The organism is Desulfogranum mediterraneum DSM 13871 (genome assembly GCF_000429965.1).
Classification (GTDB): Bacteria; Desulfobacterota; Desulfobulbia; order Desulfobulbales; family Desulfobulbaceae; genus Desulfogranum; species Desulfogranum mediterraneum.
This window is the reverse complement of the sequence record NZ_AUCW01000004.1, coordinates 95924-122067: the sequence shown is the minus strand read 5'-3', so window position 1 is coordinate 122067 and position 26144 is coordinate 95924. Positions and strand designations below refer to the sequence as shown.

Genomic DNA, 26144 nt, shown 5'->3' with positions numbered 1-26144 from the left:
CGGGGTTTTTTCCTCTCTCTGCGCTCGAGCTTGGGTTGGGACCCCACCTGTATGGAGGGGTCCCAGCCCAGGGAGGAGATGCTCAAGCGGCTGCGTGCCCCTGGCTGGAATCTGCGTGTTCCGGCTTGGGCCTCAACTGCAGCCCGGCCCGGCTGAGTCGCTCCCGGACCATCCCGATCACTGTCCTGAGTCGATCCTGGAGCAGGGGAGAGAGCTCCATGCCGGTCTCCAGATCCTGGGGCACCACGGTGATGAATTCCACCTTTTCCGGGACCTTGCCCCGGATCCTGCAGATATCAAGGATCTCCAGCATGCCGATCTGGTGGGGCGACATCCTGGTCTGGATCTCGCCGGCCCGGACCTCCCGGTCGGTGAAGCAGTGGACCGCACCTGGCTCGTCATCCAGGTTGACCACATCGATCACGATCAGCTGATCACACTCCTCGATAAAGGGGGCCAGCAGGATGCCGGCCGTGCCGCCGTCAAAGATCAACAGCTGTTCAGGGGTCTGATAGGCTGCCTCCAGCTGCTGGACACAGTGGACCCCGAAGCCCTCGTCGTTGAGCAGGATGTTGCCGATGCCGAGGATGCCGATGGTCTGTTCAGGTTGGGTACTCATAGAGGTACTCATAGACTCTTCATGGGTTGGGGGAGCAGGCAGCCCTGCCAGTGCCTCTTGGGGCGGGCTGGCAGGGCTGGTGGCCGGGTGACTGGTATAGGGATTCACATCACCTTGATGGTGGAGAGTGGACCGCCCTCGGGTGTGAGGAGGTGAACCGCACAGGCCATGCAGGGATCAAAGGAGTGGATGGTGCGCAGGATCTCCAGGGGTTTTTCCGGATCAGCCACCGGGTTGCCCACCAGGCAGCGCTCATAGTAGCCAGGCTCGTCGTTGGTCCCCCTTGGGCAGGCCAGCCAGGTGGAGGGGACCACGGCCTGGTAGTTGCGGATCTTGCCGTTTTCAATCACGATCCAGTGGGAGAGGGTGCCCCGTGGCGCCTCGTGGATCCCCACACCCCGCTGTTCTCCTTCCGGGAAATGGGGAGGGTTGAAGGTGGTGTAGTCACCGGAGCTGATGTTGGTGATCAGCCCCTGCCACTGTTCGGCCAGCGACTCCTGGACCACGGCCGCTCGAATGGAGCGGGCGATATGGCGTCCCATGGTGGAGGGCAGGATATCCAGTTCCTGTCGGTTGCCGCTGATGGCGGCCATCTTCTCCAGCATCCAGCGGCTGTGTCTGATGGTGGGCGCATGCCTGGCCGCGTTCATGGCCAGGACGCTGGCCACCGGCCCCACCTCTGCCGGCTCGTTGAGAAAGGAGGGGGACTTGACCCAGGAGTACTTGTCGCCTCCCTTGTCGTTGAACTGGGGCTCGGTCTCCTCCACGTAGGGGTGCCTGGTCCAGTCCCCTGCATAGTAGGAGTGCTTGACGCTCTCCTTGACGTTGTCGCTGAAATAGGGATCCTGGGAGGTGGAGATGGGCCTGAAGCTGCTCAGGTCGCCGCCCTTGATATAACCGCCGGGCATGGCAAAGCGCATCCCCTTGCCGTCTGTGGGCATCTCCGGCACCGAGAGATAGTTGCCGTTCCCCTTGCCGTAGGAGCACCACTCAGGATACATGGCCCCGATGGTGGCCACATCCACCAAATAGACCTGTTGGACAAAGTCCTGGATCTCGTCGATCAGGGTCTTGATATAGTAGAGCCGTTCCATGGTCAGGGTGGCCGGGCTGTCCAGGTTGATGGGATTGGCCACCCCGCCCACGGCCAGGTTCTGGATGTGGGGGGTCTTGGAGCCGAGAATGGTCACCACCTTGTTGATCTTGCGCTGGTATTCCAGGGCCTGGAAGTAGTGGACCGCGGCGATCAGGTTGACGTCCGGGTCCAGCTGCATGGCCGGATGACCCCAGTAGCCGCTGGCAAAGGGACCCAGTTGACCGGATTCGATCAGTTTTTTGAGCTTATCCTGGGTCTCTTTAAATTCCTGGGCACTGTTATCCTTCCAGGGGGAGAGTTTCTGGGCCAGGGCAGCGGCGCTCCTGGGATCGGCCTTGAGGGCGGCCGAGGCGATGTCCACCCAGTCCACGGCAGAGAGGATGTAGAAGTGGATGATATTATCGGCCAGACAGTGGGCGCCGACGATCATGTTACGGATATACTGGGCATTGAGGGGGATCTCCAGGTCCAGGGCGTTTTCCACGGCCCGTACCGAGGCCATGGCATGGACCGTGGTGCAGACCCCGCAGATCCGCTGGACAATCAGCCAGGCCTCCCTGGGGTCCTTGCCCTTGAGGATGGTCTCAATCCCCCGCCACATGGTGCCGATGGAGCGGGCGTCCTGGACCTGGCCGTTTTCCACTGCGCACTCGATCCGGAGGTGGCCTTCAATTCTGGTGATGGGATCGATGACGATTTGTTTTGACATGGGACTATCTCCTTACTGATTGGCGTCAGCGGCATGGGAGGCGCTGAACACAGGAAAAACTTTGACAAAGAGGGTGTAGGCAGCGATCTCAAAGGCGATCAACCCGTAGGTGATCATCTGTTCCCCCACCGAGGGGAAGTATTTCCAGCCCGTACCGGGATCAAAGCCGATGATATAGGTATTGAACCGGAACAGGGAACCGCCGATGAGTACGGCCAGGGCCGCGATAAAGAGCAGCCTGGGGTTGGTGCGGTAGCGGGCCGAGGCCAGCAGGAACAGGCCGATCAGGAGCATCAGGTTTTCCAGGAGAAACATGTTGCCCAGGAAGCTGCCGGAAAAGGCGGTGCCCATCTCACCGCGCATGAAGATGTTCTGGAAACGGATCAGGAGGTAAATGGCCAGGATCCAGGACATGATCCTGCCGATCTGAGCCAGGATGGAGGTCTCGTCCCCCAGGCGGTAGACCCGGGAGGAGATGGTGGCCTCAAAGACCACCATGGCAAAGCCCATGAACAGGGCGGTCAGAAGAAAGAGCAGGGGCAGGGTGGAGGTGTGCCAGAGCGGGGAGAGCTTGTAGCCGGCCATCAGCATCATGGTGCCCAGGGAGGACTGGTGCATGGTGGGCAGGAGCACCCCCAGGGCGATCAGGGCGAAGATCACCCGATTAAGCCGCTTTTCAAAGTTCTTCAGCTGCCACCGTTCCACGAAGGCCGGGGTGAACTCCAGCCAGAGGACAAAGATATAGGTGCCGATACACATGGCCACCTCAAACATCACCGAGTGGAAGTTCATCTGCCAGGGCAGATAGAGGTTGTAGACGTTGAGGTAGCGGCCGATATCGAGAAAGACCGAGATCCCGGCCAGGGTGTAGCCGAACATGGAGGCCAGCAGCGCAGGGCGCACCAGGGGGTGGAACTCGCCCCGGTTGAGGATGTAGACCATCAGGGCCATCACATAGCCGCCGCAGGCAAAGGCGGTGCCCACCACCACGTCATAGGCGATCCACAGGCCCCAGGGAAAACCGTCGTTCATGTTGGTGACAGAGCCGATGCCGTAGAGGAACCGTTTGCCGGCAAAGTAGAGGGCGATCCCCACCACCAGCAGGCAGATCAGAAAGGTGGGGGTGCATATCCTGCCGCCCAGGGGTTTGGCGTGATCACTCATGGTGTGCTCCTTGGTCGGTTGGAGGGGTGTTCTCGTCCGCCTCTTCACTGTTCTTGTTTTTCTTGACCATAAAGACCAGGCCGGCAAGGACCACCAGTGGGTAGACCATCCCCTTGTAGATGGCGTACTGGATACCGCTGGCCATGGAGACAAAGGACTCCTTGGGAAAGCTGGGCAGGCCGAAGCGTTCAAAGGGCACGGCCGACATATACATCACCTGGGTGCCGCCGAGCTCCTCCCTGCCGTAAACCTGGCGGATGTAGCGGGGGGCCTTGAAGCGATGGCTCTTGCCCGAGTCGATGGAGGAGACCGGGAAGTCGTACTGCCTGCCCGGCTTCATCTGCAGCCGTCGTCTGGTCTCCTCCAGCAGTTCGGCCACCGGGCCGAACAGGGAGGCCCCGGTGGGGCAGACCGAGCAGCAGGCAGAGATACCACCCTTTGCCACCAGGTGGGAACAGAGTTGGCACTTGACGATCTCCGGATAGGGGTCATCCCATTCAAACTTGGGGATATTGTAGGGGCAGGCCACCTGACAGTAGCGGCAGCCGATGCAGGCATCCCTGTTGTAGCCCACGATACCGGTCTCCTTGTCCTTGGTCAGGGCCGATACCGGGCAGGCGGTGACGCAGGAGGGGTCGACACAGTGGAGGCACTGGCGCTTGATAAAGGCATAGCCGTCCTGGTCCTGATCCTTGTGGATCCCGCTGCCGCTGCTGTACTTCTTGATGATGTTGAGGGTCTGGGCCGAGAGGTCCCGGGGATTGTCCCAGAGTTTTTGACCATTGCTGGCTTCCGGCACCATCTGGTTGGCCTCCTTGCAGGCCGCCATGCAGGCGTTGCAGCCCACGCAGAGGGTGGAGTCGTAGAGAATTCCCAGGGCATGGGGCGGCAGGGCCTCCACGCTCCTGGCATCCACCACCTTGCCGTCCAGGGTCAGCAGGGCCAGGCTGCCTGCCGCGCCTTTGAGAAAATCACGCCTTTTCATCTTCATGGTCCGTTCCTTTGCTTCCAAGCTTTGCGGTGAACACGGCCCCTGCTCCCAGGGCCGCCCCTCCCAGTCCGGCCATCAGGGCGGCTGACCCTGGAGAGGCGCCCTGGCCCCGTTCCACGGTGATGGGGGCATGGGAGGCCGCCGGGGTGGCATGGAGTACTGGACTGGTGGAGAACTGGGGCAGATGAAAGCCCACCCCCTCCTGGGCGCAGCCAAAACATGGATGGCCGGTGGCCACGGGCCAGCAACCTGAACCTGCATCGCCGAACTGGCTGGTGGAGCAGTTGGCGTAGGTCACCGGTCCCTTGCAGCCCAGGTAGTAGAGGCAGTAGCCCTGACGGTGGCCCTCGTCGCCGAATTGGCGGGCGAAGCGGCCGTTATCAAAGTGGGGCCTGCGCTCACAGTGTTCATGGATCAGGCGTCCGTAGGCAAACTTGGGGCGATTCTTGCCGTCCAGGGCGGGCATCTTGTTGAAGGTGAGGAAGTGGATGATGGTGGAGAGGAGGTTGTAGGGGTTGGGGGGGCAGCCGGGGATGGAGACGACCTGGGAGTCGCCCAGGACCTGCTGAACCCCGACGCACTGGGTGGGGTTGGGATCCATGGCCGCCACCCCGCCCCAGGAGGCACAGGAGCCGACGGCGATGATGGCTCCGGCCTTGGGCCCGATCTCCCGGACCGTGTCCACAAAGTTTTTTCCCCCCACCTGGCAGTAGATGCCGCCATCCCTTAAGGGGATGGCACCCTCGATCACCAGGATGAACTTGCCGTAGTTCTCTTCTATGGCGTGGTGGAGGGCGGCCTCGGCCTGGTGGCCGGCACCGGCTGAGACGGTCTCGTGAAAATCCAGGGAGATCAGTTCAAAGATCAGTTTTTCCAGGGAGGGATGCTCGGATCGGAGCAGGGACATGCTGCAACCGGTGCACTCGGAGCCATGGAGCCAGATCACCGGTGGCCGTTGGGGGCTGGTCACGGCCTGGGCGATATCCGGGACCAGCGCTGCCGGCACGGCCATGCTGGCGGCTATCCCGGAGCAGAATTTCATAAAGTCCCTGCGGGAGACACCGCCTAATCTTGGTTGGATTCGATTAAAGTTTTTTTGCTTCATTCCTTCTCTCTTCTCTCTTGTCTCTTGGTTACCGGTTTCGGAGATGCAGCCGATGCCGCCTAAAGTTTATTCGCAAAATCACTCACAGCGCATGGCAATGTCCCGGGATGGTGCACTGAGGCATTGGGCAAGCATTGTGCGCTCTTTCTCTGACAGGTCTGCCTGCAACCTGATCATCGCATCTAAGATTCCTAGCCACTGTTTGTTAGTTTGACCAATTTTTGCACAAGTTATATCCAGGTTGTGACAGTGCAGGCATCGTGTGTCCAGGAGGAGACTACACTCTTTTTCAGGGGTGCAGCCAGCAGACAAGAGGAAGAATGCCAGGGAGGCTGCCAGGATTAAGCTCCTTGATTTGTCGTTCATCATTCAACGATACCCTGAAATGAAATTGTTCCTGCCGGTTGCCCTTGGCGCAGCAGGCAGGGGCTGGCGACGCGGTGGCTGGGGAGCCCTTTCCCCTGGATGGTGCGTTAGATTGCATAACACACTTTGCACATCATGCACATTATTTTTTTTATGCAAACTATCATTTATACTTATTCGAGCTGGGGGCAGGGGCTTTTCTCAGGCGCGGTCAGGGCCGCAGGGACGGGAAGGCAAGGGCCAGGGGGAGAACGTTCAGCTCATTTGAGTCGGTTACATCGATTACGTGGTTTACGTGGTTTAAGTGGTTTAGGTCGTTTAGGAGAAGGTGATGAGGCGGGGCCACGAGCTTTTCCGGCTGTGGGCTGCAGGCCTAATGATCACCGCCTGGATGTTCAGGAGATGAGGGTGGGCAGGAGGGTGTGGGAGTGCGCCCTGGAAGCTGCTTGAGCGACTCGAGGGGCAGGGAGAGGGAAGAACGGGGCAGAGCCGGCCAAGGTCCGGCAGGAGGGAGGGCGGTCTGCTGGCTGACTCGGTTGCAGTCGAGATCGGCCCTGGGAAGGAGGTCGTGGTAGCTCAACTAAAAGTGGACAGAAAGGCGCTTCTTTCCTATGTTGGCAGAGAGTAAGAGGGCTTTTTAGAAAAGCAAAGATGAACCTGATCCAGATAGATGAAAAGGAACACCCTATGCGTACCATTGTGCAACATTTTCTTGCCGGTTCGGCGCTCGCTGCAATGCTCACCGCCTGTGCAGGTCTTGATACCAACCAGAAGCAGGGCACCGCCATCGGTGCCGGGGTCGGTGCCGGGGTGGGCGCCATCCTTGGCCAGGCCATTGGCAAAAATACCGATTCCACCCTGATCGGTGCCTCTGTCGGCGCCCTGGTGGGTGGAGCTGCCGGTAACCAGATGGGACTCTATATGGACCGGCAGGAGCAGGAGCTGCGCAGTGTGATGGCCCGCTCTGAGGCTGCCAGTATCCGTCGCAGCCAGGATGTACTGATTGCCACCTTCAAGGGTGAGACCTTCTTTGCCCATGACTCTGCCCGGCTCCTGCCCGGCGGTCAAAATGAGGTCGCCCGGGTGGCCTCGGTGCTCAATAAGTATCCCCAGACCCAGATTGAGGTGGGCGGCCATACCGATAGCACCGGCTCTGAGCAGTACAATCAGCAACTTTCCAGGCGTCGGGCCGAGGCTGTCAAGAATGGTCTGGTGCAACAGGGGGTTGCGCCGGCACGGATCATTGCCGTGGGCTATGGTGAGAGCAGGCCGATCTCGTCGAGTCATGCCATGAATCGCAGGGTGGAGATGGTCATCATTCCCCTGGGATAGGCGGCTGCCCCTGGTTGCCGGCCAGCGTCCTGTCCTCCCTCCTGTCCTCGCAAAGGGCTGGCAGGACGCTGGCCCCTGGAGCGATTTTTCCTCTTCCTGCCCCTGTCTTCTCTGTCTGCCTCTGCCTCTCCCCCTGCCAGTCCTCCTGTCAGTCCTTCATGCTGGTTCGGTGGACCGTCTTTCCGGTTTTCTCTCCCTTTGCCAGCTCTTTTTAAGGCCCTGCCGGGCAGGTCAGCCCCTTGCCAGGCTGCCGGCGGGCGACAGCCTCTCCCGGACCAGCTGAAAGACCTGGTCCACGGTGATGGCCTGGAGGCAACGGTTATCGCTGCATGGGGTCTTGCGGTGGTTGGCCGCACTGACGCAGGGGGAGCAGGCCAGTCCTGCAAAGATGGGGGTCGAGTTGCCCAGGGAACCGTAGAGTGCCGGGGTCTCCGGGCCAAAAAGAACCAGTGTGGCCAGAGGGGTGATGGCCGAGAAGTGGCCTGGACCTGAGTCATTGGTGACCATCAGGCTGGCAAGGGTGTAGAGGGCGGGCAGCTGGCCCAGGGAGGTGGCGCCTGCAAAGTTGAGGCAACGTCTGGAGCCCACCCTGGTAGACATTGCCGCCGCCTCTGCTGCCTCGGAGCCGGCTCCGGTGAGCAGTACCAGGACATCCTGGTACTGCTCCAGAATGTGTTCGACTAGCTGCTGGTAGCGCTCCGGCATCCAGCGCCTCTGGGGGAGCAGCTCGCTGGCATTGGGGTTGATCAGGACCAAGCGGTGCTGCTCCGGGGTGTAGTCGGGATACCTGGCCCTGATCAGGGCGCGGATGGCCTCCAGTTCGTCGGGACCAGGGTTTACCTGGGGCAGGCGGATCTCGCCATCGCTGATCAGGCTCTTGGAGTGGGGCACCTCTCCCGGCTCTGCCAGGAGGGCATTGATCAGGGCAATGAAATTTTTAGCAATGTGGATATGCGGGTTGTAGGCCACCTTGTGGCTGAGCAGGTCGCCCCGGTAGAGCCCCTCGTTGTGAAAGCTGTAAAATCCGACCCGGTTGCCGGCTCCGCAGGCGCCGCTCAGCAGGGCGGTGAAGCGGGAGAACAGCTCCAGGTCCACCACGGTGTCGATGCCCTTTCTCCGGGTCCAGAGCAGGAAGCGGAGGGTATCCGTGGCCAGGGTCAAGAGATTCTCTTCCCGGATGGTGAAGATGTTGGCCTCGGGGATGGTGCGGAGCAGATCCAGGCTGGCCCTGTTTTTGGCAAAGATCACGAAAAAGAGCTCTGCCTTGAAGCGGTCCCTGGCCTTTTCCAGGGCCGGGTTGACCAGGATGGTGGAGCCCATCTCCGAGAGTTCGATAAAGAGGATGCGTTGGGGCCGTTCTTGCCGCGGGGGACGGAGACGCTCGCACAGCCTGACCAGCAGGGTGAGGACAAAGGTCAGCGGGATGCCACCCCAGCGGTCGATGGTGCGCATGGTATCAATGTTCATGGACAATTCCTAAGAGCAGAGGACAACAGGATGCATGCTTAGATCCGTTGATCCTGGGAAAGAAAGATAACAAGTCCGGGCAGGGAAGAGACCAGGGCCAGCAGGCCGTAGAGGATGGAGAAGGAGAGCACTGTGGCCTTGTCTGCACCGATCAGGAGGAAGAAACCCACCATGGCGCCTTCGCGGATGCCCCAGCCGGCCAGGGAGACGGGCAGGATGGTGAGCAGGATCACCGGAGGTACCAGGGCCAGATAGACCTGCAGGGGGTAGTGCATGCCCACGCCGTTGCCCAGGAGAAAGAAGGCGGTCATGGCCAGCAGGTGGGTGAGGACGCTGAGTCCGATCTGGAGGGCAATGGCGCCGGGCGAGGAGTAGACCTCGGCATAGCGACGGGAGAGGTTGAGCAGGTATCTGCTGAAAGGAATCCTGTCGAGTTGAGGGATCCGGTGGAGAAAAAAGAGGCTGAGCAGCCCTGCCAGGGAGAGGGCGATGAGCAGCAGCAGTCCCTGGTAGAGCTGGCCGGGCAAGAGGCTGAAGTTCTGCAGCAGGGCCAGGATGTTGAGCAGCAGCAGGCCGCCCAGGCCGATGATCCGATCGATAAAGACCCCGAAGATCGCCTTTTCCTTTGAGCGCGCCACCCGGGCTGCATCCAGGATGCGCAGGCCGTCACCACCGATACTGGTGGGCAGCCCCTGGTTGAAGAAGGCCCCCTTGAAATAACTCTTCAGGTAAAAGGAGAAGGGTTGGCTGAAACCCAGCTTTTCCATGATAATGGACCAGCGCAGACTGGCCACCGCGTTGCTGCCCAGCTGGAGCATGAGGGCCGCCAGCAGGGTGGGCAGGGTAATGGTCGAGGCCGCCTCCATGGTGGCCTTCAGGTCGATGGCACGGAAGATCAGGACAAAGAGCAGGATGGTAATGATTGCTTTGCTTAAAAATTTCACTGATCGGTTTTTTCCAACAGCTGTGCACAGAAGGGGCAGGGGCTGAAGCCCGCCTGATCGGCTATTTCCGGAGAGATGAATTCAATGGTGCAGAGAGAACAGTCGTACTCCTCGCACTGGGGCAGGTGATAGAGCAGGGTGGCCGGATTGGCGTGGAGGTGCCTGGCCGCCTGCGGTTCAGGATCCCGTTCCCGTCGTCGTCCAAGGGGCAGCTGCATCAGGAGTGAACGCAATCCTTTAAGCGCTCTGGTGAGCAGCGGTTGGAACACTCCATGGTAGCCCTTGCCGATCAGGCGCTGTACCCGTTCCGAGAGCAGGGGCTTTTCCCGGTCAACCCGGTAGAAGACATAGACGGTCAGCAGGGCAAAGAGCAGGTTGGGCAGCCACATCCCAAAGACCAGGGGCAGGACCATGTCCTCGCTGAGGACCCTGCCGGTGGTAAAGGCCACATAGTAGAAGACAAAAAAGCCTAGCCCCAGGGGAATGCCGGCGGCTCGACGGCCGGGTCCCGCCTGCAGTCCCAGGGGCAGGCCCAGCAGGCTGAGGATGAAACAGCCCACCGGCAGGACCAGCCGATGATGATACTCGCTAAGGTAGACCCGTCCCTTCTTGGAGTCCGGACCGTAGAGGGCGGCGGTCTCCAGCAGCTGCTGCTGGCTCATGGCGCCCTTGCCGATCTGGGTGACGTCATCCCCGTCGATCCGGGTGGGTGGGCGCAGGGGGATCTCCAACTGGTAGCGTTGAAAACGGACCACCTGATTGTCCGCACCCTCCGCACTGTGGAGGGTACCGTCGTTGAGGACAATGGTGACCACCATCTTCTCCACGGCCGCATGCATCCGGCCGCTCTTGGCCACCGTAATGATGGGCTGCTGGCGGTTGCGCATGTCCGAGACATAGACCCCCTCCCAGTTGTCCTGCTCATCGATGTCGTTGACATAGACCACCAGGTCGCCCAGGGCTTCGGTGAATTTCTTCTCCTTGAGGCCCTTGTCGATCTTCTCCTTGGCCAGTTGGAACATCAATCGTTTGACCCCCTGCTCTCCAGCAGGTATCAGGCGGACCGAGAAGAAGCCGGTCAGGATGGCGATGGCTGCGGCGATGAGGATGACCGGCGGCAGCATCTTGCGCAGGCTGATGCCGCAGGCCTTGAGGGCCAGAATCTCCCGGTCATTGGTCAGCCGGGTAAAGCCGATGATCACCCCGGTCATGCTGGCCATGGGGATGACGTAGAGCAGCATGTGGGGAAAGATATAGCTGGAGAGGCGGACAAAATCGGCAAAGCCGATCCGCAACTCCAGCACCACCTCCAATAGGGGGATCAGCCGGACCAGAAAGAAGACCGAGTAGAGGATGATGAAACTGGCAAAAAACGGGGCCAGCAGCTCGGCGGCAATATAGCTGTAGAGGAGCAGGGGCAGACGCGGTAGTCTCATGCGTGGGTCTTTGTAGAGAAGGGCTGGAGCAGCAGGCTCTGGGTTTAGGATTGGTTGTTGCCGATAAAGGCATCAATGTTGACCTCAATCCAGTGGCGGTCCCACCATTCGATGGGGGTGACAAAGATCCCCTGGATCAGCATGGAGAAGTGGAGGTGATCCCCGCCGGCCATGCCGGTGGCCCCGGTGTTCCCCATATACTGGTCCTTCTCCACCAGGCTGCCCACGCTGGTCTCGAGACGACTGAGATGGGAGTAGAGGCTGAAGACCCCCTGGCCATGGTCCAGGATGATCATGTAGCCGTAGATCCCCAGGTAGTCGGCAAAAACCACCTTGCCGCGGTTGGCGGCCCGGACCTCGGCCCGGGCCGTGGAGGCCAGATCGATCCCCAGGTGGGTCTGGTGGTCGATGGGCTGTCCCTGGTAAAAGTAGGTGCGCTGATCGGCAAAGTCTGCCTTTCTGGCTCCGGCCATCCGGCCGAAACGACCGCTCCACAGCCGCTCGGGTTCGCTGGTTTGGCAGATCGCTTTGATGGTCTCGGCGTTCTTTTGGCGAATGGTGTTGTTGATATAGAGGTATCTCTCCACCAGGTTGCCGCTCATCTCCGGATAGTGCTCTGCGATCTGGGGCATCTTGTTTTTCAAAAAGCCGTTGCTGACGTTGATCCGGTCCTTCTTTTCAGGGATCGGCTTGTAGCGCATGGTAAAAACCGCCTTGCCCTCATTGCCGGCCTCGTCCACGGCGATCACCTTGCTCTGGTTGGGCTCGGGACTGTCCCAGGGCAGGGCGATATAGGCGATAAACTGCTTGCCGCTCTGGCCCAGGGGAAAGCCGCGGAAAAAGTGTTCATCGATCTGCACCCCGTGACGCTCCACCGGCTCGGACAGGGTGTAGAGGATAATGCCGGAGCCGCCCGGCCGGATATACTGTTGGGCATGGTTGACCGATACCCTGGGCGGCTTGGAATCGATGATCACCGCAATGTTCTGGCTGGTCTCGTTGCCCTTGAGCATGCCGTTGAGGGAAAAGTCGCGGACCCGGATGACCAGGGCGGCCTCGCCGTCCTTGAGTCGGGCCTTGTTGGTGTCGATCAGCAGGGTCTCGGAGACGCTCTTGGGGCCGGCATCCGTGAACCAGGCCTGACGCTGGAAGGAGCGGTTGAAGAGCTGGCTGCGTTGGTCCCCCTGTTCCAGGGTGACTTCGATGGAGCGGATACCGCTCTGCTGATCGCTAACCGTTATCGGTAACTCGACATTGCCGCCTAGAAAGTGGAGCTGCTTGCCCAGGCTTAAATTTGGCGGACTGGTCTCAAAGAGGATGAAGCCGGAAACGGCTGCTGCCGCCACCATCAAAAAGAAGATGGTGAGGAAGAATTTTCGGAAAAATCCACCTTTCTGGGAGCTGGAGACAGTGCGACGTCGGTTTTTTCTGGCCATGGTATTCTGTCGGTTGGGTTGGTCGGTGTGGTGTCTGGCGGAGTAGAGGCTGTGTGCTACTGGTTCCAGATTATATTATAGCGTTTGATATGCATATCAGGAACCGAGATAATGGTAAACCGTTTTCCGGTGCTCTGTTCCAATTCTTCCACCTGATGGGCCTCTTCGTTGAGCAGCATCTCCGCCACATCGGGATGAACCTTCAGGGTGGCGCCCGAGCCGCCTATCTTGCGGGCATCGCGGCTGACTTTACGGAATATTTCATAGCAGACCGTGCGGCTGGATTTGACAAAGCCGTCTCCGCCGCAGTAGTGGCAGGGCGTACACATGGTCTGGGTGAGGCTCTCGGAGAGTCGTTTCCTGGTCATCTGGACCAGGCCGAATTCCGAGAGCTTGAGGATGTTGACCCTGCTCTTGTCGTCCTCCATCGCCTTTTTAAAGGTCGTATAGAGGTCCTCGCGGTCCTGTTCATCCTCCATGTCGATGAAGTCGATGATGATGATCCCGCCGATGTTGCGCAACCGCAACTGGTAGGCGATCTCCTTGACCGCCTCCATGTTGGTCTTGAAGATGGTCTCTGCCAGGTCATTCTTGCCCACGTACCTGCCGGTATTGACGTCGATCACGGTCAGGGCCTCGGTGGGCTCGATGATGATATAGCCGCCGGAACGGAGCCAGACCTTCTTGTCCAGGGCTGAGTTGATATCCACCTCTATGCCGCACGACTCAAAGAGCGGGGTGTCGGAATCATAGAAATTGATCTTCCGCTGGAGCTGGGGGGCAAAGGTCTTGGCATAGGCCAAGAGCTGGTTGTAGACATCGCGGTTGTCGACGACCAGCTCGTTGATGCTCTCGGTGAAAAAATCACGCACCGCCCGGAGGATGATATCCAGATCCTTGTAGATCAGGTTGGGCACGGTCGCCTTCTTCGATTTGGAGAGGATCTCGTCCCAGAGCAGGAGAAGAAACTCCATATCCGCCTCCAGTTCATCGCTGGAGATGTTTTCCGCCACGGTGCGGATGATGAAGCCGGCGCCCGAGGGACGCAGCTGCCTGATCTTGTCGCGGAGCTGTTGGCGGACCAGCTCGTCTTCGATCTTGCGGGAGATGCCGATATGGTCGGTCAGCGGCATGAAGACCAGGTTGCGACAGGGCAGGGTGATGTTGCAGGTCAGGCGGGCCCCCTTGGTGCCGATGGGCTCCTTGGCGATCTGGACCAGGACCTGTTGATTCTCCCTGAGCAGGTCACTGATTGAGATGTTCTTTTCGGGAGGAGCGGCGGCAGCGGCCTGGTTCATCTCAGGGGAGGATGCGCCGCTGGCAGAGAGGTTCGGGGTTGCCTTGTTCGGATCGATGACATCATCAACGTAGAGAAAACCGGTCCGTTCCAGGCCGATATCGACAAAGGCCGCATCAATACCCGGGAGTACCCGGACCACCCGGCCCAGATAGATGTTGCCGATCAGCCCTCGTTCCGAGAGCCGTTCAAGATGGAATTCCCGCAGGGTGCCGTTTTCCACCAGGGCAATGCGGTTTTCATAGGAGGTGGCATTGATCAGGATGTCTGTGTACATAAAGGTTGTGACCCGGGTCGGAAGGAAATATACTGTGGCAGAAGATACGTGTGGCCCCAGAAGGAGGCCCCGAGCCTGTACAAGCGGTCGGGAAGGGAGCTACCGACCGTTTCCGTGCCCTTCGCCCTGTCGGCAGGAAGCAGTCAACCAGATAGTATACTACACCGCAGGGAACTCCACACCGGAAAAGTTGGCCAAGGTTCATTAAAAAGAGTGTTGTTTCAAGAACTCCTTAGCTGCGCCCTGTCCTGGAAGCCCCTCTTGGGGCCAGGCTCGGGCCGAGCCTGGCCGTCCCGGCAGCGAATGCCGCGTGGCTTAAAGGGGAAACGCTCCATGGAAGTGGTGAGCAGCTTTTCTCCCCTTTGAACCCTCCCTGAACTCCCTGAAGCAGGGCCTATCCAGAGAAAAGATAACCCACCTTGAGATTATTTTGATATCTGTCATCGTTCCCACCTATAACCGGGCCCCGCTGCTCAGGCGCGCCCTGGAGTCTATCCTCTGCCAGCAGTTGCCGCCGGGCGAGGTCATTGTCGTCGATGACGGCTCCACCGACCAGACCGCAGAGCTGGTGGCAGCCTTGGCCCGGAGCAGCGACATCCCGTTGCACTATCATCACCAGGAGAACCAGGGGGCTGCTGCTGCCCGCAATACCGGCATCCAGGCCAGCCGCTTTCCCCTGCTCTGTTTCTTGGACTCCGATGACTGGTGGCACCCGGCAAAGCTGGCCCGCCAGTACCAGGCCATGGAGGCCGAGCCCGGATATCAGATTTCCCACACCCGTGAGGTCTGGTATCGGCGGGGGAAACGGGTTAACCAGAAGAAAAAGCATGACCCGCCCCATGGCGACATCTTTGCGCAGAGTCTGCGGATGTGCGTGGTGGGGATGTCCACGGTGATGATCAGAAAGGGCGGACTCGAGCGCTTCGGCTGCTTTGACCGGGATCTGATCTGCTGTGAAGATTATGACCTCTGGCTGCGGATGGCTTGCCAAATTCCCTTTTTGCTGGTAGGAGAGCCCTTGATTTTCAAAGATGGCGGTCGCCCTGATCAGCTTTCGGCGATCCATCGACTGGGCATGGATGTCTATCGTATCCATGCCCTCTGCAAGCTGTTGGAGGGCGGTCGGCTGGATTCTGATCAGTATGAGCTGGCGAAAGCCGAACTGGCACGGAAGTGCCGTATTTACGGGAACGGCTGTCTCAAGCATGGTCGTTTGCAGCAGGGGCAGGACTACCTGGCCCTTGCCCAGGCATATTGAATAGGATATATGACGTGAACAGAACCTCTTCCTACGGTGATCCGGCCCGATTTATCCGTCAGCTCCATGTTGCCGAAGACTGCCGTGATCACCCCTATACCCGGGAGATCATCCAACGGACCAAACTGCCGGTGAGCTATCTTAAACCCGGTCAACTGCCGGCGATTGAGGGCGACTATCCGGCAAATCTGGATCAGGGCAAGCGTCACCTCTTGCTCTGTCGCAACCGGGGGGTGATCTTCAAACCCTGCCCCGGAACCAGGGAATATACCTGCTGCGATTATCAGGTCCTCAATATCGGCATGAACTGCCCCATGGACTGTGTCTACTGCATCCTCCAGGCCTACCTCAACAATCCCTGGCTGAGCTTTTTTGTCAATGTGGATGACCTGGTTGCAGACCTGGATCGGGTGCTGCTTAAGGAGCAGGATCAGTTTTTCCGGATAGGTACCGGTGAATTCACCGACAGCCTGGCCATCGACTCCCTGACCGGTTTCAGCCCTCACCTGATCAACTATATGCGCGACAAGCCCAATGCGGTACTTGAACTCAAGACCAAGTGTGCGGTGATCGATAATCTCCGGGGCCTGGACCATAATGGTCGGACCGTGGTGGCCTGGTCGCTCAACTCCACCCCGATCATGGCCAGGGAGGAACTGCGCACCGCCAGTCTGGAGGAGCGGCTGGAGGCCGCGGCCCAGGTGGCCCAGTGGGGCTATCGCCTGGCCTTTCACTTTGATCCGATTATCTATCATCACAACTGGCAGCAGGGCTACCGGGAGACCATTGCAAAGCTCTTTGCCACGGTCCCGGCCGAGAAGATTGCCTGGATCAGCATGGGCGCGCTCCGTTATCTGCCTGCCCTGAAAAAGATCGCCACCGAGCGCTTTCCCTTTTCCAGCTTCTTCTATGAGGAGTTCATCAATGGCCTGGATAACAAGTACCGTTATTTTCGGCCCCAGCGGGTGGCCATGTACCGCTTTATCCTGGATGAGCTCAAAAAATACAGTGCAGAGCAGACCTGTATCTATTTCTGCATGGAGAGTGAAGAGATCTGGCAGGAGGTCTTTGGCTTTGTGCCCGGCGATGTCGGCGGGCTCCCGGCCATGCTTGATCGCTCGGTTGGCTGGTCCGGGTAAACTCTTTTTTGTGATTTTTGCTGCGTATTTTTGTATGTATCATTTTTCTGATGATCACCAAAGGGTGGCCTGAAACGCAGCCCGAGGCAGGACGCATACCCGGTCAGCGTATTCAAGGTTGGGGGTACTGCGTATGATTTTTTTTGAATATCAACTACAGGTGTATACATGATCAATAAGGTAATTTTAATCGGGAATCTGGGCGCAGATCCTGAAATCCGCTACACCCAGAACGGGGCGGCAGTGGCCAGCTTCAACATCGCCACCACCGAGCGCTGGAAGGGTCAGGACGGCCAGATGCAGGAGCAGACCGAGTGGCACCGCATCGTGGCCTGGCAGCGTTTGGCGGAGATCTGTGGTGAATACCTCTCCAAGGGCTCCAGGGTCTATATCGAGGGTAAGCTGCAGACCCGCAAGTGGCAGGATCAGAACGGGAATGACCGGTATACCACCGAGATTGTCGCCCGGGAGATGAAGATGCTGACCCCGCGTGGGGGCGGAGCCGGTGGAGCAGGCGGAGCAGGCGCCGGTGGCGGTTACGGCGACAGCAGTGGCTATGGCTCCATGCAGGAGCCGCCTCCCATGGGAGACGACGTTCCCTTTTAGGTTCCTTTCTCTCTTTGGCCTGCTTCCCCCTGCCTCCGGGCGGGGCGGAAGCAGGCGTTCCCTACGCTCTCCGGCTCGCTCCCTGCTCGGAGTACGCAGTTTCGTCTGCTCAGGAAAAGCTGAGCCAAGTTCCGCTGGCAGAATGGTCCCTCGGCCACGCCCTGTATATACTTTCCCCCGGCTGAGTGTCCCCGCTTTTCCTGCCCATCGTTCTGCCGCCCCTGCGGGCATTCCTGAGTCATCCTGTCTAGTTTTATCAAAAGAGGTGGTTGATCGATGAAATTTTTTGAAGAAAACCTCTTGGATCATCTCCAACAACCGGAATTCAGTTCCTTTCTCGCCGTCTTCACCACCAGGTCCTATCCGAAGAGGAGTTTTGTCTGCCAACCCGATGACCAGGAGAATCTGATCTTTATCGTCAAGTCCGGCCGGGTGCGGGTCTTTCTCGGCTTCGACGACAAGGAGTTCAACCTGGCCATCCTCGATCGGGGCGATATCTACTCCACCCATACCGGTACCTTTGTCGAGGCGCTGGAGGCCTGCGAGTTGATGGTGGTCGATGTCCGAACCTTTCGCCGCGAGATGACGGGGGATCCCGAGGTGGCCAAGGCCATGATCCGGGTTCTGGGCAACATCCTCAAGTCCTCGTTCGGCATCATCAACGGCCTGGTCTTCCACGATGCCAACTGTCGGTTGGTGGCCCTCCTGGTCAGCGAGGCCAGGCGGCACGGGCGCCCGACCCCTGAGGGGCTGCTGATCGAACTCGACCTCAGCGTCGAGCAGTTGGCCCGGTTGGTGGGAGCCAGCAGGCAGACCGTCTCCACCCAACTCAACAGCCTGATCCGTTCCGGCCTGCTCAGCCGCCAGGGCCGGGGCAGCTACCTGATCCCGGATATCGAGGGTCTGGAGCAGCGCTATGGCGAAGGGGAGTGCGGGTAGGGGCTTGCCCCCAAAAAAAAAGCAGCAACTGTCAGCCGGCTGACAGGCAATACCCTCCAGATCAGGTAGGCTTGGTTTGTTATCCATCATCTCTTATGGAACATCCGGCAGCAGGATCCTTTTTAAGGAAGGTGCTCTCTTCACCCTGGTTGTCGGTGATTCCAGCGAACCTCAGGGAGGAACCATGTCCAGGGAACAACGACCGATCGAAGAGCTGACTATTTGGGACGATGCCCGGCAGATGCTTGAAAAGGCACGCCGGGAGGGGATAGAGACGGTCTGGGACCGTTACCAGCAGCAGAGCCCGCACTGCAGCTTCTGCGAACAGGGCCTGACCTGCAAGAACTGTAACATGGGACCCTGCCGGATCAGTACCAGGAAGGGGGGACGGATGCAGCGGGGCGTCTGCGGGGCCGATGGAGATGTGATCGTGGCCCGCAACTTCGGCCGCTTCGTGGCCGGTGGAGCCGCCGGTCACTCGGACCATGGTCGCGACCTGATCGAGGTGCTGGAGGCCATTGTCCAGGGCCGGACCAGCGCATACCGGATCAGCGAGGAGGAAAAGCTCCGCCGGATCGCTGCCGAGCTTGGGATCGTCACCCAGGAGCGCAGCTGTATCGAGGTGGCCGAAGAACTGATGGAGAGCTGTTACCAGGATTTCGGCAGCCGCAGAAAGGAGGTGGGCTTCAGCTGCCGGGTGCCCGAGGTCCGCAGGGAGCGCTGGCGGGAGTTGGGGATCATGCCCCGGGGAGTGGACCGGGAGATCGCCGAGATGATGCACCGTACCCACATGGGCTGTGATAACGACGCCCCCAACACCATGCTCCATGCAGCCAGAACCGCCCTTGCCGATGGCTGGGCCGGTTCCATGATCGGTACCGAACTCTCGGATATCATCTTCGGGGTCCCCACCCCGACCCGCTCCAAGGCCAACCTGGGAGTGCTGGACCGGGCCCAGGTCAATATCCTGGTCCACGGTCATAACCCGGTGGTCTCGGAGATGGTCCTGGCCGCGGCCCGTGAACCTGCCCTGGTGGAAAAGGCGCGCCAGGCCGGTGCCAGCGGGATCAATGTCGGCGGACTCTGCTGCACCGGCAACGAACTCCTGATGCGCCAGGGTATCCCCATGGCCGGCAATCACCTGATGACCGAGCTGGCCATTGTCACCGGGGCGGTGGAGGCCGTGGTGGTGGATTACCAGTGTATCATGCCCAGCCTGGTCCAGGTTGCCGGCTGCTATCACACCCGTTTCATCACCACCGCAGACAAGGCCCGCTTCAGCGGGGCAACCCATATCCGCTTCGATCACCGGCATCCCGTGGAGCAGGCCAGGAGGGTGGTGGAGATCGCCATCCAGGCCTATGAAGAACGGGACCAGGGTCGGGTGGAGATCCCCTCTGCCCCGGTGGACATCACCACCGGTTTTTCGGTGGAATCCCTGCTGGCTGCCCTGGGCGGGAGCCTGGAGCCGCTCCTGGAGGTGGTCAAGGCCGGCAAGATCCGGGGCTTCTGCGCCATCGTCGGTTGTAATAATCCGCGGATCACCCATGATTCCGCCAATGTGGGTCTGGCCAAGGCTCTGCTCAAGAAGGATATTCTGGTCCTGGCCACCGGCTGTGTGACGACCGCTGCGGGCAAGGCCGGCCTGCTGATGCCCGAGGGGGTCTCCATGGCCGGTCCGGGCCTGGCCGAGGTCTGTTCCGGCCTGGGGATCCCGCCGGTGCTGCACATGGGGTCCTGTGTGGACAATGCCAGAATCATCCAGCTCTGCGCCGCCATTGCCGATGCCCTGGGAGTGGACATCTCGGACCTGCCGGTCTGGGGGGCCTCGCCGGAGTGGTACTCGGAGAAGGCGGTGGCCATCGGTCTCTACTGCGTGGCCAGCGGTATCCCGGTCCAGCTCGGGACTCCGCCCCATATCACCGGCTCAAGCGTGGTCACCGACCTGGCCCTGGGCGGTCTGGAGGAGTTGGTCGGCGCCTCCTTTTTGGTGGAACCGGATCCGGAGCAGGCGGCTGAGATCATGGATCAGCGGATTCAGGCCAAGCGCCTGGCCCTGGGGCTGACCCCCTAAGGGCAGCTTGAAGAGTTGCTCTTTCCCCCAATCCCGGCCTTATGCTCGGAAATGTCCCCTCGGGGGGAGGCGAAGATTTCGATAGTGACTCTATGGCTGCGCTCATTCTTTTGGATGCCTTAACCCTGAACAAAAAATCTCATTATTAAAGGGTAAATAGTCTATGAAGATTGCATTTGCAGGCAAGGGCGGGGTGGGCAAGACCACCCTGGCGGCCTGGACAGCAGATTACCTTGCCAGGCAGGGAAAGAATGTCTGGTTGGTTGATGCCGATACGGCCCTCTCCCTGGGCCAGGCCGCAGGCCTTGCCAAGGAAGAGCTCCCCCGGCCCCTGATCCAGCGAAAGGATCTGATCGAGGAGCGCATGGGCGCGGGCATCATCCAGCTCAACCCCACAGTGGAGGATCTGCCGGAACGGTTGGCCGTGGACATCCCCGGAGACGGCCCCGGTCGCCAGCGGCTGCTGGTCATGGGCACGGTGACCAATGCCGGAGGAGGCTGCGCCTGCGGGGCCAATGGTCTGCTCAAGGCCCTGCTTTCCCATATCGTCCTGGAACGGGACGAATGGGTGGTGGTGGACCTGGAGGCCGGGGTGGAGCACCTGGGACGGGGAACGGTCCAGGGGGTGGACGGGCTGGTGGTGGTCACCGAGGCCAGTCGGCGGGGCCTGGATACCGCCGCCAGCATTGGTACCATGGCCATGGAGTTGGGGCTCGAGAATCAGGCCCTGGTGCTCAATCAGGTTCCCCGAGGCGTGGGCGTCGAGGGGGTACTGGCTGAAGGGGTGAGCCTGGCCCTGCCCTCATTTCCCGGCCTGCGGGACCGTCAGCTCAACGATACCAGGGTGGTGGGGCTGCCTGAGCAGTGGGCGATCGATACCGGAGTGGAGCGGCTCCTGGCCCTGCTGAGTTGAGTCACCCGGCTGCCACAGTCTATGACGGTGGCAGCCGGGATAAGGGCTGATCCCATGGTTGGAGAAAATCACCCGGCCCTGGCGGCTTACTGCTTTTTCTTGAGGTTCCCTGCCAGGGCCTCGGCCATATGGTTGACCTGGACCTTGGAGCCCTTGGCCTTGAAGCCGCCCCTGATCTGCATGATACAACCCGGGCAGTCGGTGAGCAGGGTGGAGGCCCCGCTGGCCTCTGCATTGGCCAGCTTGTTGTTGAGCAGCTCCTTGGAGAGCTCCGGAAACTTGGCCGAGTAGGTGCCGCCGAAACCGCAGCAGACCTCTTCCTCGGCACTGGGGCGATATTCCAGGCCGGAGATCTCCATCAGCTTCCTCGGCGCTTCGTGGACATCCAGGCCGCGGCAGAGGTGACAGGGGGCATGGTAGGTCACGGACTCACCTCGGGATTCGAACTGTTCCGGCTCCACCTTGAGCACGTCATGGACAAAGGAGCTGAAGTCGATCACCTTGGCGCTGAACCGCCTCACTTCCTCGTCCATCTCCGGATATTCGGCCAGCAGCTTGGGATAGCTGTGTTTGAGGTGGGAGGCGCAGGAGGCGCAGAGGGTGACGATGTAGTCGCACTCCTCCCCGCTGAAGGCCTTGATGTTCTCCCGGGTAATGGAGAGCGAGGCCTCCTTTTCCCCCATCATCTGTACCGGCAGGCCGCAGCAGTTCTGGCCCATGGGAAAGCTCATGGCCACCTGGTTGGCGGCAAAGAGTTCGACCGCGGCCTGCATCTGCTCGGGATAGACAAAGTCCTGGACGCAGCCTGAGAACAGCGCCACCCGCAGCCGGGGCTCCGGAACCTGCGGGGCGATCTCCGGCCAGAGATCACGAAAGGGTTTGGCGGCAATGGCGGGCAGGGCCTTGAAGTCGTGCTCCTTGAAAAAGATCATCGGCAGATGACGGAGAAAGCCGTCTTTGGCGGTGACCGGTTTCTGGGCCCACTTGGCGGTTCTGAGCAGGCGGTGGAAGAGCTTCCGGTTTTTCAGGACCTTGGACATCAAGACCGCAGGCGCCGGGTGACCCAGTTCATCCATGATCCGGACCTGGACCTCCTTGATCATCCGGGGCAGATCGATGCCCGCGGCACAGATATCCCTGCAGGCCTCACAGTTGATACAGTTATGGGCCAGGTTCTTGGCCTTGTCCGTGCCATGGAAAAAGTAGGTCAGGATCAGGCCGATGGCGCCGATGTAGATGTGGCCCATCTTGTGGCCGCCCACCATCCGGTAGACCGGGCAGACATTGGCACAGGCGCCGCAGCGCACACAGCTTAAGACCTTGGAGAAGAGCGGATCTGCGGCCAGCTCGGTGCGGCCGTTATCCAGAAAGACAAAATGGATCTCCTTCTTGCCGTCCGGGTTGACCGGGCAGGTGTTGGCGCCGCTGATCCAGGTCACATAGGAGGTGATCAGCTGGCCGGTGGCATTCCTGGGCAGGACCTTGAGGATCCGCAGGGCATCGTGGAGGGTGGGCAGCAGTTTATCCAGGCCGATCAGGGCCACATGGACCCTGGGCAGGGTGGAGGCCAGGCGGGCATTGCCCTCGTTGGTCACCAGACCGATGGTGCCGGTTTCGGCCACCGCAAAGTTGGCACCGGTCACACCGATGTCGGCCTCCAGGAACTTCTGACGCAGCTCCCGCCTGGCCACCTTGACCAACTGCTCGATGTCCGGGGACTGCTGCTTGCCGGTGACGTCGGTGAAGAGCTCCTCCACCTGGAAGCGGGAGAGATGGATGGCCGGCATCACCATGTGGGAGGGACCTTCGTGGCGGAGCTGGATGATCCATTCCCCCAGATCGGTCTCGGTGACCTCGATGCCGGCGTCTTCCAGGGCGTGGTTTAAGAGGGTCTCCTCTGCGGTCATGGACTTGGCCTTGATCACCTTGGTGCTGCCGCTGTCGTCGGCGATCTGGCAGATGATCCGGTTGGCCTCGTCGGCATCCTTGGCCCAGTGAACATGGACTCCGTCGGCCTCGGCCTTGGCCTTGAACTCGAAGAAGAGTTTGCGCAGGGAACTCGGGTCAAACTCTTTGGAGGCCGCCACCTCACGGATCAGCTTCTCCAGATCCATCCCCTCGAAGGCTTTGTCCCGCCCCGCCCGGTAGGCCACGGCAAACTTGTCCAGGGTCTGGCGGAGGAACTCATTATCCAGGGCCTGCTGGCACTGACCGCGGTATTCTTTGAGATCTTTGGCGTCTTGCATGATATTAGTCCTCCAACAGTAAGATGTGTAACTCCAGGGGTCCGTGGACACCCAGGGCCAGAACCCGTTCAATATCGGCGGTCCGGCTGGCACCGGTGATAAAGGCCGTGTAGTTCCCCGGCTGCTGCATCTGACGGCTCAGCTGCCCTTCGATGTCATAGCTGTCGGCCACGACCTGGGATTTGGGCAGCACGCAGACATGGTACTCGCTGAGCATGGTGGCCAGGCGCAGATCCTCATTGGAACTGTCGATCACCAGGGTGCCGGTCTCGGCGATCCCGGCCTGGGCAAAGGTGAAGCCGATGTCCACTCCGGCACCATGCTCTCTCATCTCCCGGTCCAGGAAGAAAAAGTGTTGCTCTGCACAGCGTTTGGCCAGGGTATCCTTAAGCGCAGGCTCAAGTCCCGGGGCAGCGATGATCTTCTCTCGCTTGGTCTCGCAGAGGGCGCCGGCCCCCTCTGAGAGCGGCAGCTCACATCCTGAGACCTGGATCCGGCAGGCCTCCTTGGCGTCGCAGAGGGTCAGCAGATAGTCCAGGGCCTGGTCTTGCGAGTTGACGGTGGCCACCACTGCGGAGACCGCCTCTGCCTTGCGGGTAAACTGTTCACACAGTCTGTCTCTTTGCTTCATGGTTGTACTCCAATAGATATTCCTTAAGATAACAGGGTCTGCAGGGAAGCTGGTTCCCTCCAGACCTGGAGGGAAAACCCTCGATTCGGCTGGCTAGAGAGCAGGCACCTGCCTTTAGCAACCAATATAGCCCGGGGCTTAGTCGCTGCCAAAGAAGATTCCCGGCAGCCAGGTAACGATTTCCGGAAAGAACCAGATCAGAAAGAGGCCCACGACCTGCAAGCCCACAAAGGGGAGGATGCCCCGGTAGATATGGGTCATGCGCACGCCTTCCGGGGCCACGCCCAGGAGATAGAACAGGGCATAGCCAAAGGGCGGGGTCAGGAAAGAGGTCTGGAGGTTGACACAGACCAGCATGGAGAACCAGAGCGGGTTGAAGTCCAGTTCCATGGCAATGGGCATGAAGATGGGGACCGTGACCAGAAGAATGGCTGCCCAGTCGATGAACATCCCCATGAAGAAGATGATGCACATCATCACCACCAGGGCCATGTTGGGGGAGAGTCCTCCACCCACCAGCAGGTCGGCCACCACGTCGCCGCCGCCCATGGAGAGAAAGATGGTGCTGAAAAATTTGCCGCCGATGAAGAGCATCATCACCATACAGGAGATCCGCAGGGTGGCGACACAGGACTCCTTGATCACTTGGATGGAGAGGGCCCTGTTACAGAGGGCCAGGATACCGGAACCCACCGCACCAAGGGCTGCGGCCTCGGTTGGGGTGGCCACCCCGGCCAGGATGGTGCCCATCACGGTCAGGATCAGGGCGATGGGGGGCAGGAGGCTCTTCAGGGTCATGGACCACTTCTGGGCAGTGCTATACTTTGCCGCCTCTTCATCGCTGATGGTGGGGCCCAGCTCCGGATTGAGCAGACAGCGGATCCAGATGTAGAGGAAGTAGAGCGAGGCCAGGAGCAGACCCGGGATAATGGCGCCGGCAAAGAGCTGGCCCACCGAGGTCTCTTTCATCCCGGTGAGGCCGCCGTAGACCACCAGCATGATGGAAGGGGGGATCAGGATACCCAGGGTGCCGGCGGAACAGATGATGCCGGTGGTCAGCTCTTTCTGGTAGCCCTTGTTCAACAGGGCCGGAGCAGCCAGCAGTCCCATGGCCACCACCGAGGCGCCGATGATGCCGGTGGTGGCGGCAAAGACGGTACAGACCACCACCACGGCCAAGCCCAGGCCGCCCTTGACCCTGCCCATGACCACGTAGAGGGCCTCAAAGAGCTTTTCCGCCACCTTGGAACGGTCCAGCAACTGGGCCATCAGGATGAACAGGGGAATGGCCACCAGGGTGTAGTTGTTCATCAGCCCCCAGCAGTTGTTGGCATAGATGTTAAACAGTCCGTGGATGTCGCCATAGTTGTCGATCAGGCCGAAGATGGTGGCCACGGCGGCCAGGGTAAAGGCCAGGGGCAGGCCAAGGGTTATCAATCCGATCAGGACGATAAACATGGCAATGGTTAAAAATTCGGGGCTCATGAAATCCATCAGTTGTTCTCCCTGTTGAGCAATAGTGTCGAGTCCTGTTCCAGGTCAGTACGGAGGGGCTTCATGCCGCCCCCCTGAGGATCTGGATGTTTTTGAGCAGGGTGGAGATGCCCTGGAGAAAGAGCATGGTGAACCCCAGGCCCATGATGCCTTTCAGGGGCCAGATCGGCGGCGCCCAGCTGGTGGAGTTCAACTCCAGCATGGCGGCCGAGGTCCAGCCGTAGGAGATGGCGCCCCAGGCCATGAAGAAAAATACCGGTGCAAACAACAGCGAGTAGGTGATGATATTGAAGATGGCTCTTCCTTTCCTGCTGAAATGCGAGGTCATGATTTCAACCTTGACATGGCCTTCCTCTTTTTCGGTGAGGGCCAGGCCAAGCATGAAATGGATGCCGTAGATAAAGGCGGTGAGTTCAAATCCCCAGACCGTGGGGGCGTTGAAGGCGTAGCGCATGAGTACTTCGTAGAAGACCACACCGACCAGAGGGAGAACCAGGTAGGAGTTCCAGCGTCCTATGGTGGTGTTGACGGTGTCGATGATTCTGATCAGTGTATCCATGAGAGTAACTCCTCTTGCCCTATCCCCGAGGGGATAGGGCGGGTAA

21 protein-coding genes are annotated in these 26144 nt (G+C 60.0%); 7 read left to right on the top strand and 14 right to left on the bottom strand.

Annotated elements, in window-relative coordinates; genetic code table 11:
• Positions 1 to 82 precede the first annotated feature (82 nt).
• From G494_RS21470 to G494_RS0102065, 5 genes are all read right to left on the bottom strand, one after another.
• On the bottom strand, positions 83 to 619 hold the full coding sequence (locus G494_RS21470) for a HyaD/HybD family hydrogenase maturation endopeptidase (RefSeq protein WP_035245242.1): 537 nt from the start codon (positions 617 to 619) through the stop codon (positions 83 to 85).
• A 104-nt stretch (positions 620 to 723) separates the two neighbouring features.
• Positions 724 to 2424, bottom strand: coding sequence for a nickel-dependent hydrogenase large subunit (locus G494_RS0102080; RefSeq protein ID WP_028583198.1), 1701 nt, complete (start codon positions 2422 to 2424; stop codon positions 724 to 726).
• Positions 2425 to 2436: 12 nt separating this feature from the next.
• Entirely contained in the window at positions 2437 to 3588 is a 1152-nt protein-coding gene (gene hybB / locus G494_RS0102075; protein ID WP_028583197.1) for a Ni/Fe-hydrogenase cytochrome b subunit, read from the bottom strand.
• Positions 3581 to 4579: a hydrogenase 2 operon protein HybA gene (gene hybA / locus G494_RS21465; protein WP_035245169.1), complete on the bottom strand. Its 999-nt coding sequence runs from the start codon at positions 4577 to 4579 to the stop codon at positions 3581 to 3583. The genes hybB and hybA overlap by 8 nt, the downstream gene beginning before the upstream one ends.
• On the bottom strand, positions 4560 to 5684 hold the full coding sequence (locus G494_RS0102065; RefSeq protein ID WP_028583196.1) for a hydrogenase small subunit: 1125 nt from the start codon (positions 5682 to 5684) through the stop codon (positions 4560 to 4562). Before G494_RS0102065 ends, hybA begins: the two co-directional genes overlap by 20 nt.
• A gap of 1053 nt (positions 5685 to 6737) precedes the next feature.
• Between G494_RS0102065 and G494_RS0102055 the strand changes: the two genes are divergently transcribed.
• Positions 6738 to 7382, top strand: coding sequence for an OmpA family protein (locus G494_RS0102055; protein ID WP_028583194.1), 645 nt, complete (start codon positions 6738 to 6740; stop codon positions 7380 to 7382).
• A gap of 231 nt (positions 7383 to 7613) precedes the next feature.
• Here G494_RS0102055 and G494_RS0102050 read toward each other — a convergent pair whose 3' ends face one another.
• The 5 genes from G494_RS0102050 to G494_RS0102030 are packed head-to-tail and all read right to left on the bottom strand — an operon-like array spanning position 7614 to position 14239.
• Positions 7614 to 8849, bottom strand: a complete 1236-nt coding sequence (locus G494_RS0102050) for a glycosyltransferase family 9 protein (protein ID WP_028583193.1) — start codon at positions 8847 to 8849, stop codon at positions 7614 to 7616.
• 38 nt (positions 8850 to 8887) lie between these two features.
• A complete protein-coding gene (locus G494_RS21460) occupies positions 8888 to 9793 on the bottom strand; it encodes a lysylphosphatidylglycerol synthase transmembrane domain-containing protein (RefSeq protein ID WP_051305262.1) in 906 nt (301 codons plus the stop codon).
• Positions 9790 to 11229: an LptF/LptG family permease gene (locus G494_RS21455; RefSeq protein ID WP_051305261.1), complete on the bottom strand. Its 1440-nt coding sequence runs from the start codon at positions 11227 to 11229 to the stop codon at positions 9790 to 9792. Before G494_RS21455 ends, G494_RS21460 begins: the two co-directional genes overlap by 4 nt.
• A 44-nt stretch (positions 11230 to 11273) precedes the next feature.
• Positions 11274 to 12665, bottom strand: a complete 1392-nt coding sequence (locus G494_RS0102035) for a M23 family metallopeptidase (RefSeq protein ID WP_028583192.1) — start codon at positions 12663 to 12665, stop codon at positions 11274 to 11276.
• A 56-nt stretch (positions 12666 to 12721) separates the two neighbouring features.
• Positions 12722 to 14239, bottom strand: a complete 1518-nt coding sequence (locus G494_RS0102030) for an Rne/Rng family ribonuclease (protein WP_028583191.1) — start codon at positions 14237 to 14239, stop codon at positions 12722 to 12724.
• Between the two features lie 430 nt (positions 14240 to 14669).
• Between G494_RS0102030 and G494_RS0102025 the strand changes: the two genes are divergently transcribed.
• The 6 genes from G494_RS0102025 (at position 14670) to G494_RS21450 (ending at position 21168) form a co-directional block, all read left to right on the top strand.
• The gene (locus G494_RS0102025; protein ID WP_232362462.1) at positions 14670 to 15497 is read left to right on the top strand and encodes a glycosyltransferase family 2 protein; all 828 of its coding nucleotides are present in this window, start codon (positions 14670 to 14672) and stop codon (positions 15495 to 15497) included.
• Positions 15498 to 15511: 14 nt separating this feature from the next.
• Complete coding sequence (locus G494_RS0102020) at positions 15512 to 16636, top strand: SPL family radical SAM protein (RefSeq protein ID WP_028583189.1); 1125 nt, start codon at positions 15512 to 15514, stop codon at positions 16634 to 16636.
• Between the two features lie 168 nt (positions 16637 to 16804).
• Positions 16805 to 17242, top strand: coding sequence for a single-stranded DNA-binding protein (locus G494_RS0102015; RefSeq protein WP_035245166.1), 438 nt, complete (start codon positions 16805 to 16807; stop codon positions 17240 to 17242).
• Between the two features lie 276 nt (positions 17243 to 17518).
• Positions 17519 to 18181, top strand: a complete 663-nt coding sequence (locus tag G494_RS0102010) for a Crp/Fnr family transcriptional regulator (protein ID WP_028583187.1) — start codon at positions 17519 to 17521, stop codon at positions 18179 to 18181.
• A 184-nt stretch (positions 18182 to 18365) separates the two neighbouring features.
• Complete coding sequence (gene cooS / locus G494_RS0102005; RefSeq protein WP_028583186.1) at positions 18366 to 20255, top strand: anaerobic carbon-monoxide dehydrogenase catalytic subunit; 1890 nt, start codon at positions 18366 to 18368, stop codon at positions 20253 to 20255.
• A 163-nt stretch (positions 20256 to 20418) separates the two neighbouring features.
• Entirely contained in the window at positions 20419 to 21168 is a 750-nt protein-coding gene (locus tag G494_RS21450; protein WP_035245164.1) for an ATP-binding protein, read from the top strand.
• 86 nt (positions 21169 to 21254) lie between these two features.
• On the opposite strand, the gene ldhH is transcribed toward G494_RS21450, so the two are convergent.
• The 4 genes from ldhH to G494_RS0101980 form a co-directional block, all read right to left on the bottom strand.
• Positions 21255 to 23414 (bottom strand): L-lactate dehydrogenase (quinone) large subunit LdhH, encoded by a 2160-nt coding sequence (gene ldhH / locus G494_RS0101995; protein WP_028583185.1) that lies wholly within the window; start codon positions 23412 to 23414, stop codon positions 21255 to 21257.
• 4 nt (positions 23415 to 23418) lie between these two features.
• Positions 23419 to 24045, bottom strand: a complete 627-nt coding sequence (locus tag G494_RS0101990) for a LutC/YkgG family protein (protein WP_028583184.1) — start codon at positions 24043 to 24045, stop codon at positions 23419 to 23421.
• A gap of 138 nt (positions 24046 to 24183) precedes the next feature.
• Entirely contained in the window at positions 24184 to 25539 is a 1356-nt protein-coding gene (locus G494_RS0101985; RefSeq protein WP_028583183.1) for a TRAP transporter large permease, read from the bottom strand.
• A 61-nt stretch (positions 25540 to 25600) separates the two neighbouring features.
• Positions 25601 to 26098 carry a TRAP transporter small permease subunit gene (locus tag G494_RS0101980; RefSeq protein WP_028583182.1) on the bottom strand — a complete coding sequence of 166 codons (498 nt, stop codon included), beginning with the start codon at positions 26096 to 26098 and terminating at the stop codon, positions 25601 to 25603.
• Between the last annotated feature and the right edge of the window lie 46 nt (positions 26099 to 26144).

What these genes read in the sequence shown, in the direction of transcription:
- G494_RS0102030 (WP_028583191.1), bottom strand. Translation starts at nt 14,239, where the DNA reads ATGTACACAGACATCCTGATCAATGCCACCTCCTATGAAAACCGCATT.
- ldhH (WP_028583185.1), bottom strand. Translation starts at nt 23,414, where the DNA reads ATGCAAGACGCCAAAGATCTCAAAGAATACCGCGGTCAGTGCCAGCAG.
- hybA (WP_035245169.1), bottom strand. Translation starts at nt 4,579, where the DNA reads ATGAAGATGAAAAGGCGTGATTTTCTCAAAGGCGCGGCAGGCAGCCTG.
- G494_RS0102080 (WP_028583198.1), bottom strand. Translation starts at nt 2,424, where the DNA reads ATGTCAAAACAAATCGTCATCGATCCCATCACCAGAATTGAAGGCCAC.
- G494_RS21450 (WP_035245164.1), top strand. Translation starts at nt 20,419, where the DNA reads ATGAAGATTGCATTTGCAGGCAAGGGCGGGGTGGGCAAGACCACCCTG.
- G494_RS0101985 (WP_028583183.1), bottom strand. Translation starts at nt 25,539, where the DNA reads ATGGATTTCATGAGCCCCGAATTTTTAACCATTGCCATGTTTATCGTC.
- G494_RS0102065 (WP_028583196.1), bottom strand. Translation starts at nt 5,684, where the DNA reads ATGAAGCAAAAAAACTTTAATCGAATCCAACCAAGATTAGGCGGTGTC.
- G494_RS21455 (WP_051305261.1), bottom strand. Translation starts at nt 11,229, where the DNA reads ATGAGACTACCGCGTCTGCCCCTGCTCCTCTACAGCTATATTGCCGCC.
- G494_RS0101980 (WP_028583182.1), bottom strand. Translation starts at nt 26,098, where the DNA reads ATGGATACACTGATCAGAATCATCGACACCGTCAACACCACCATAGGA.
- G494_RS0102015 (WP_035245166.1), top strand. Translation starts at nt 16,805, where the DNA reads ATGATCAATAAGGTAATTTTAATCGGGAATCTGGGCGCAGATCCTGAA.
- G494_RS0102050 (WP_028583193.1), bottom strand. Translation starts at nt 8,849, where the DNA reads ATGAACATTGATACCATGCGCACCATCGACCGCTGGGGTGGCATCCCG.
- G494_RS0102055 (WP_028583194.1), top strand. Translation starts at nt 6,738, where the DNA reads ATGCGTACCATTGTGCAACATTTTCTTGCCGGTTCGGCGCTCGCTGCA.
- cooS (WP_028583186.1), top strand. Translation starts at nt 18,366, where the DNA reads ATGTCCAGGGAACAACGACCGATCGAAGAGCTGACTATTTGGGACGAT.
- G494_RS0101990 (WP_028583184.1), bottom strand. Translation starts at nt 24,045, where the DNA reads ATGAAGCAAAGAGACAGACTGTGTGAACAGTTTACCCGCAAGGCAGAG.
- G494_RS21470 (WP_035245242.1), bottom strand. Translation starts at nt 619, where the DNA reads ATGAGTACCCAACCTGAACAGACCATCGGCATCCTCGGCATCGGCAAC.
- hybB (WP_028583197.1), bottom strand. Translation starts at nt 3,588, where the DNA reads ATGAGTGATCACGCCAAACCCCTGGGCGGCAGGATATGCACCCCCACC.
- G494_RS0102010 (WP_028583187.1), top strand. Translation starts at nt 17,519, where the DNA reads ATGAAATTTTTTGAAGAAAACCTCTTGGATCATCTCCAACAACCGGAA.
- G494_RS0102035 (WP_028583192.1), bottom strand. Translation starts at nt 12,665, where the DNA reads ATGGCCAGAAAAAACCGACGTCGCACTGTCTCCAGCTCCCAGAAAGGT.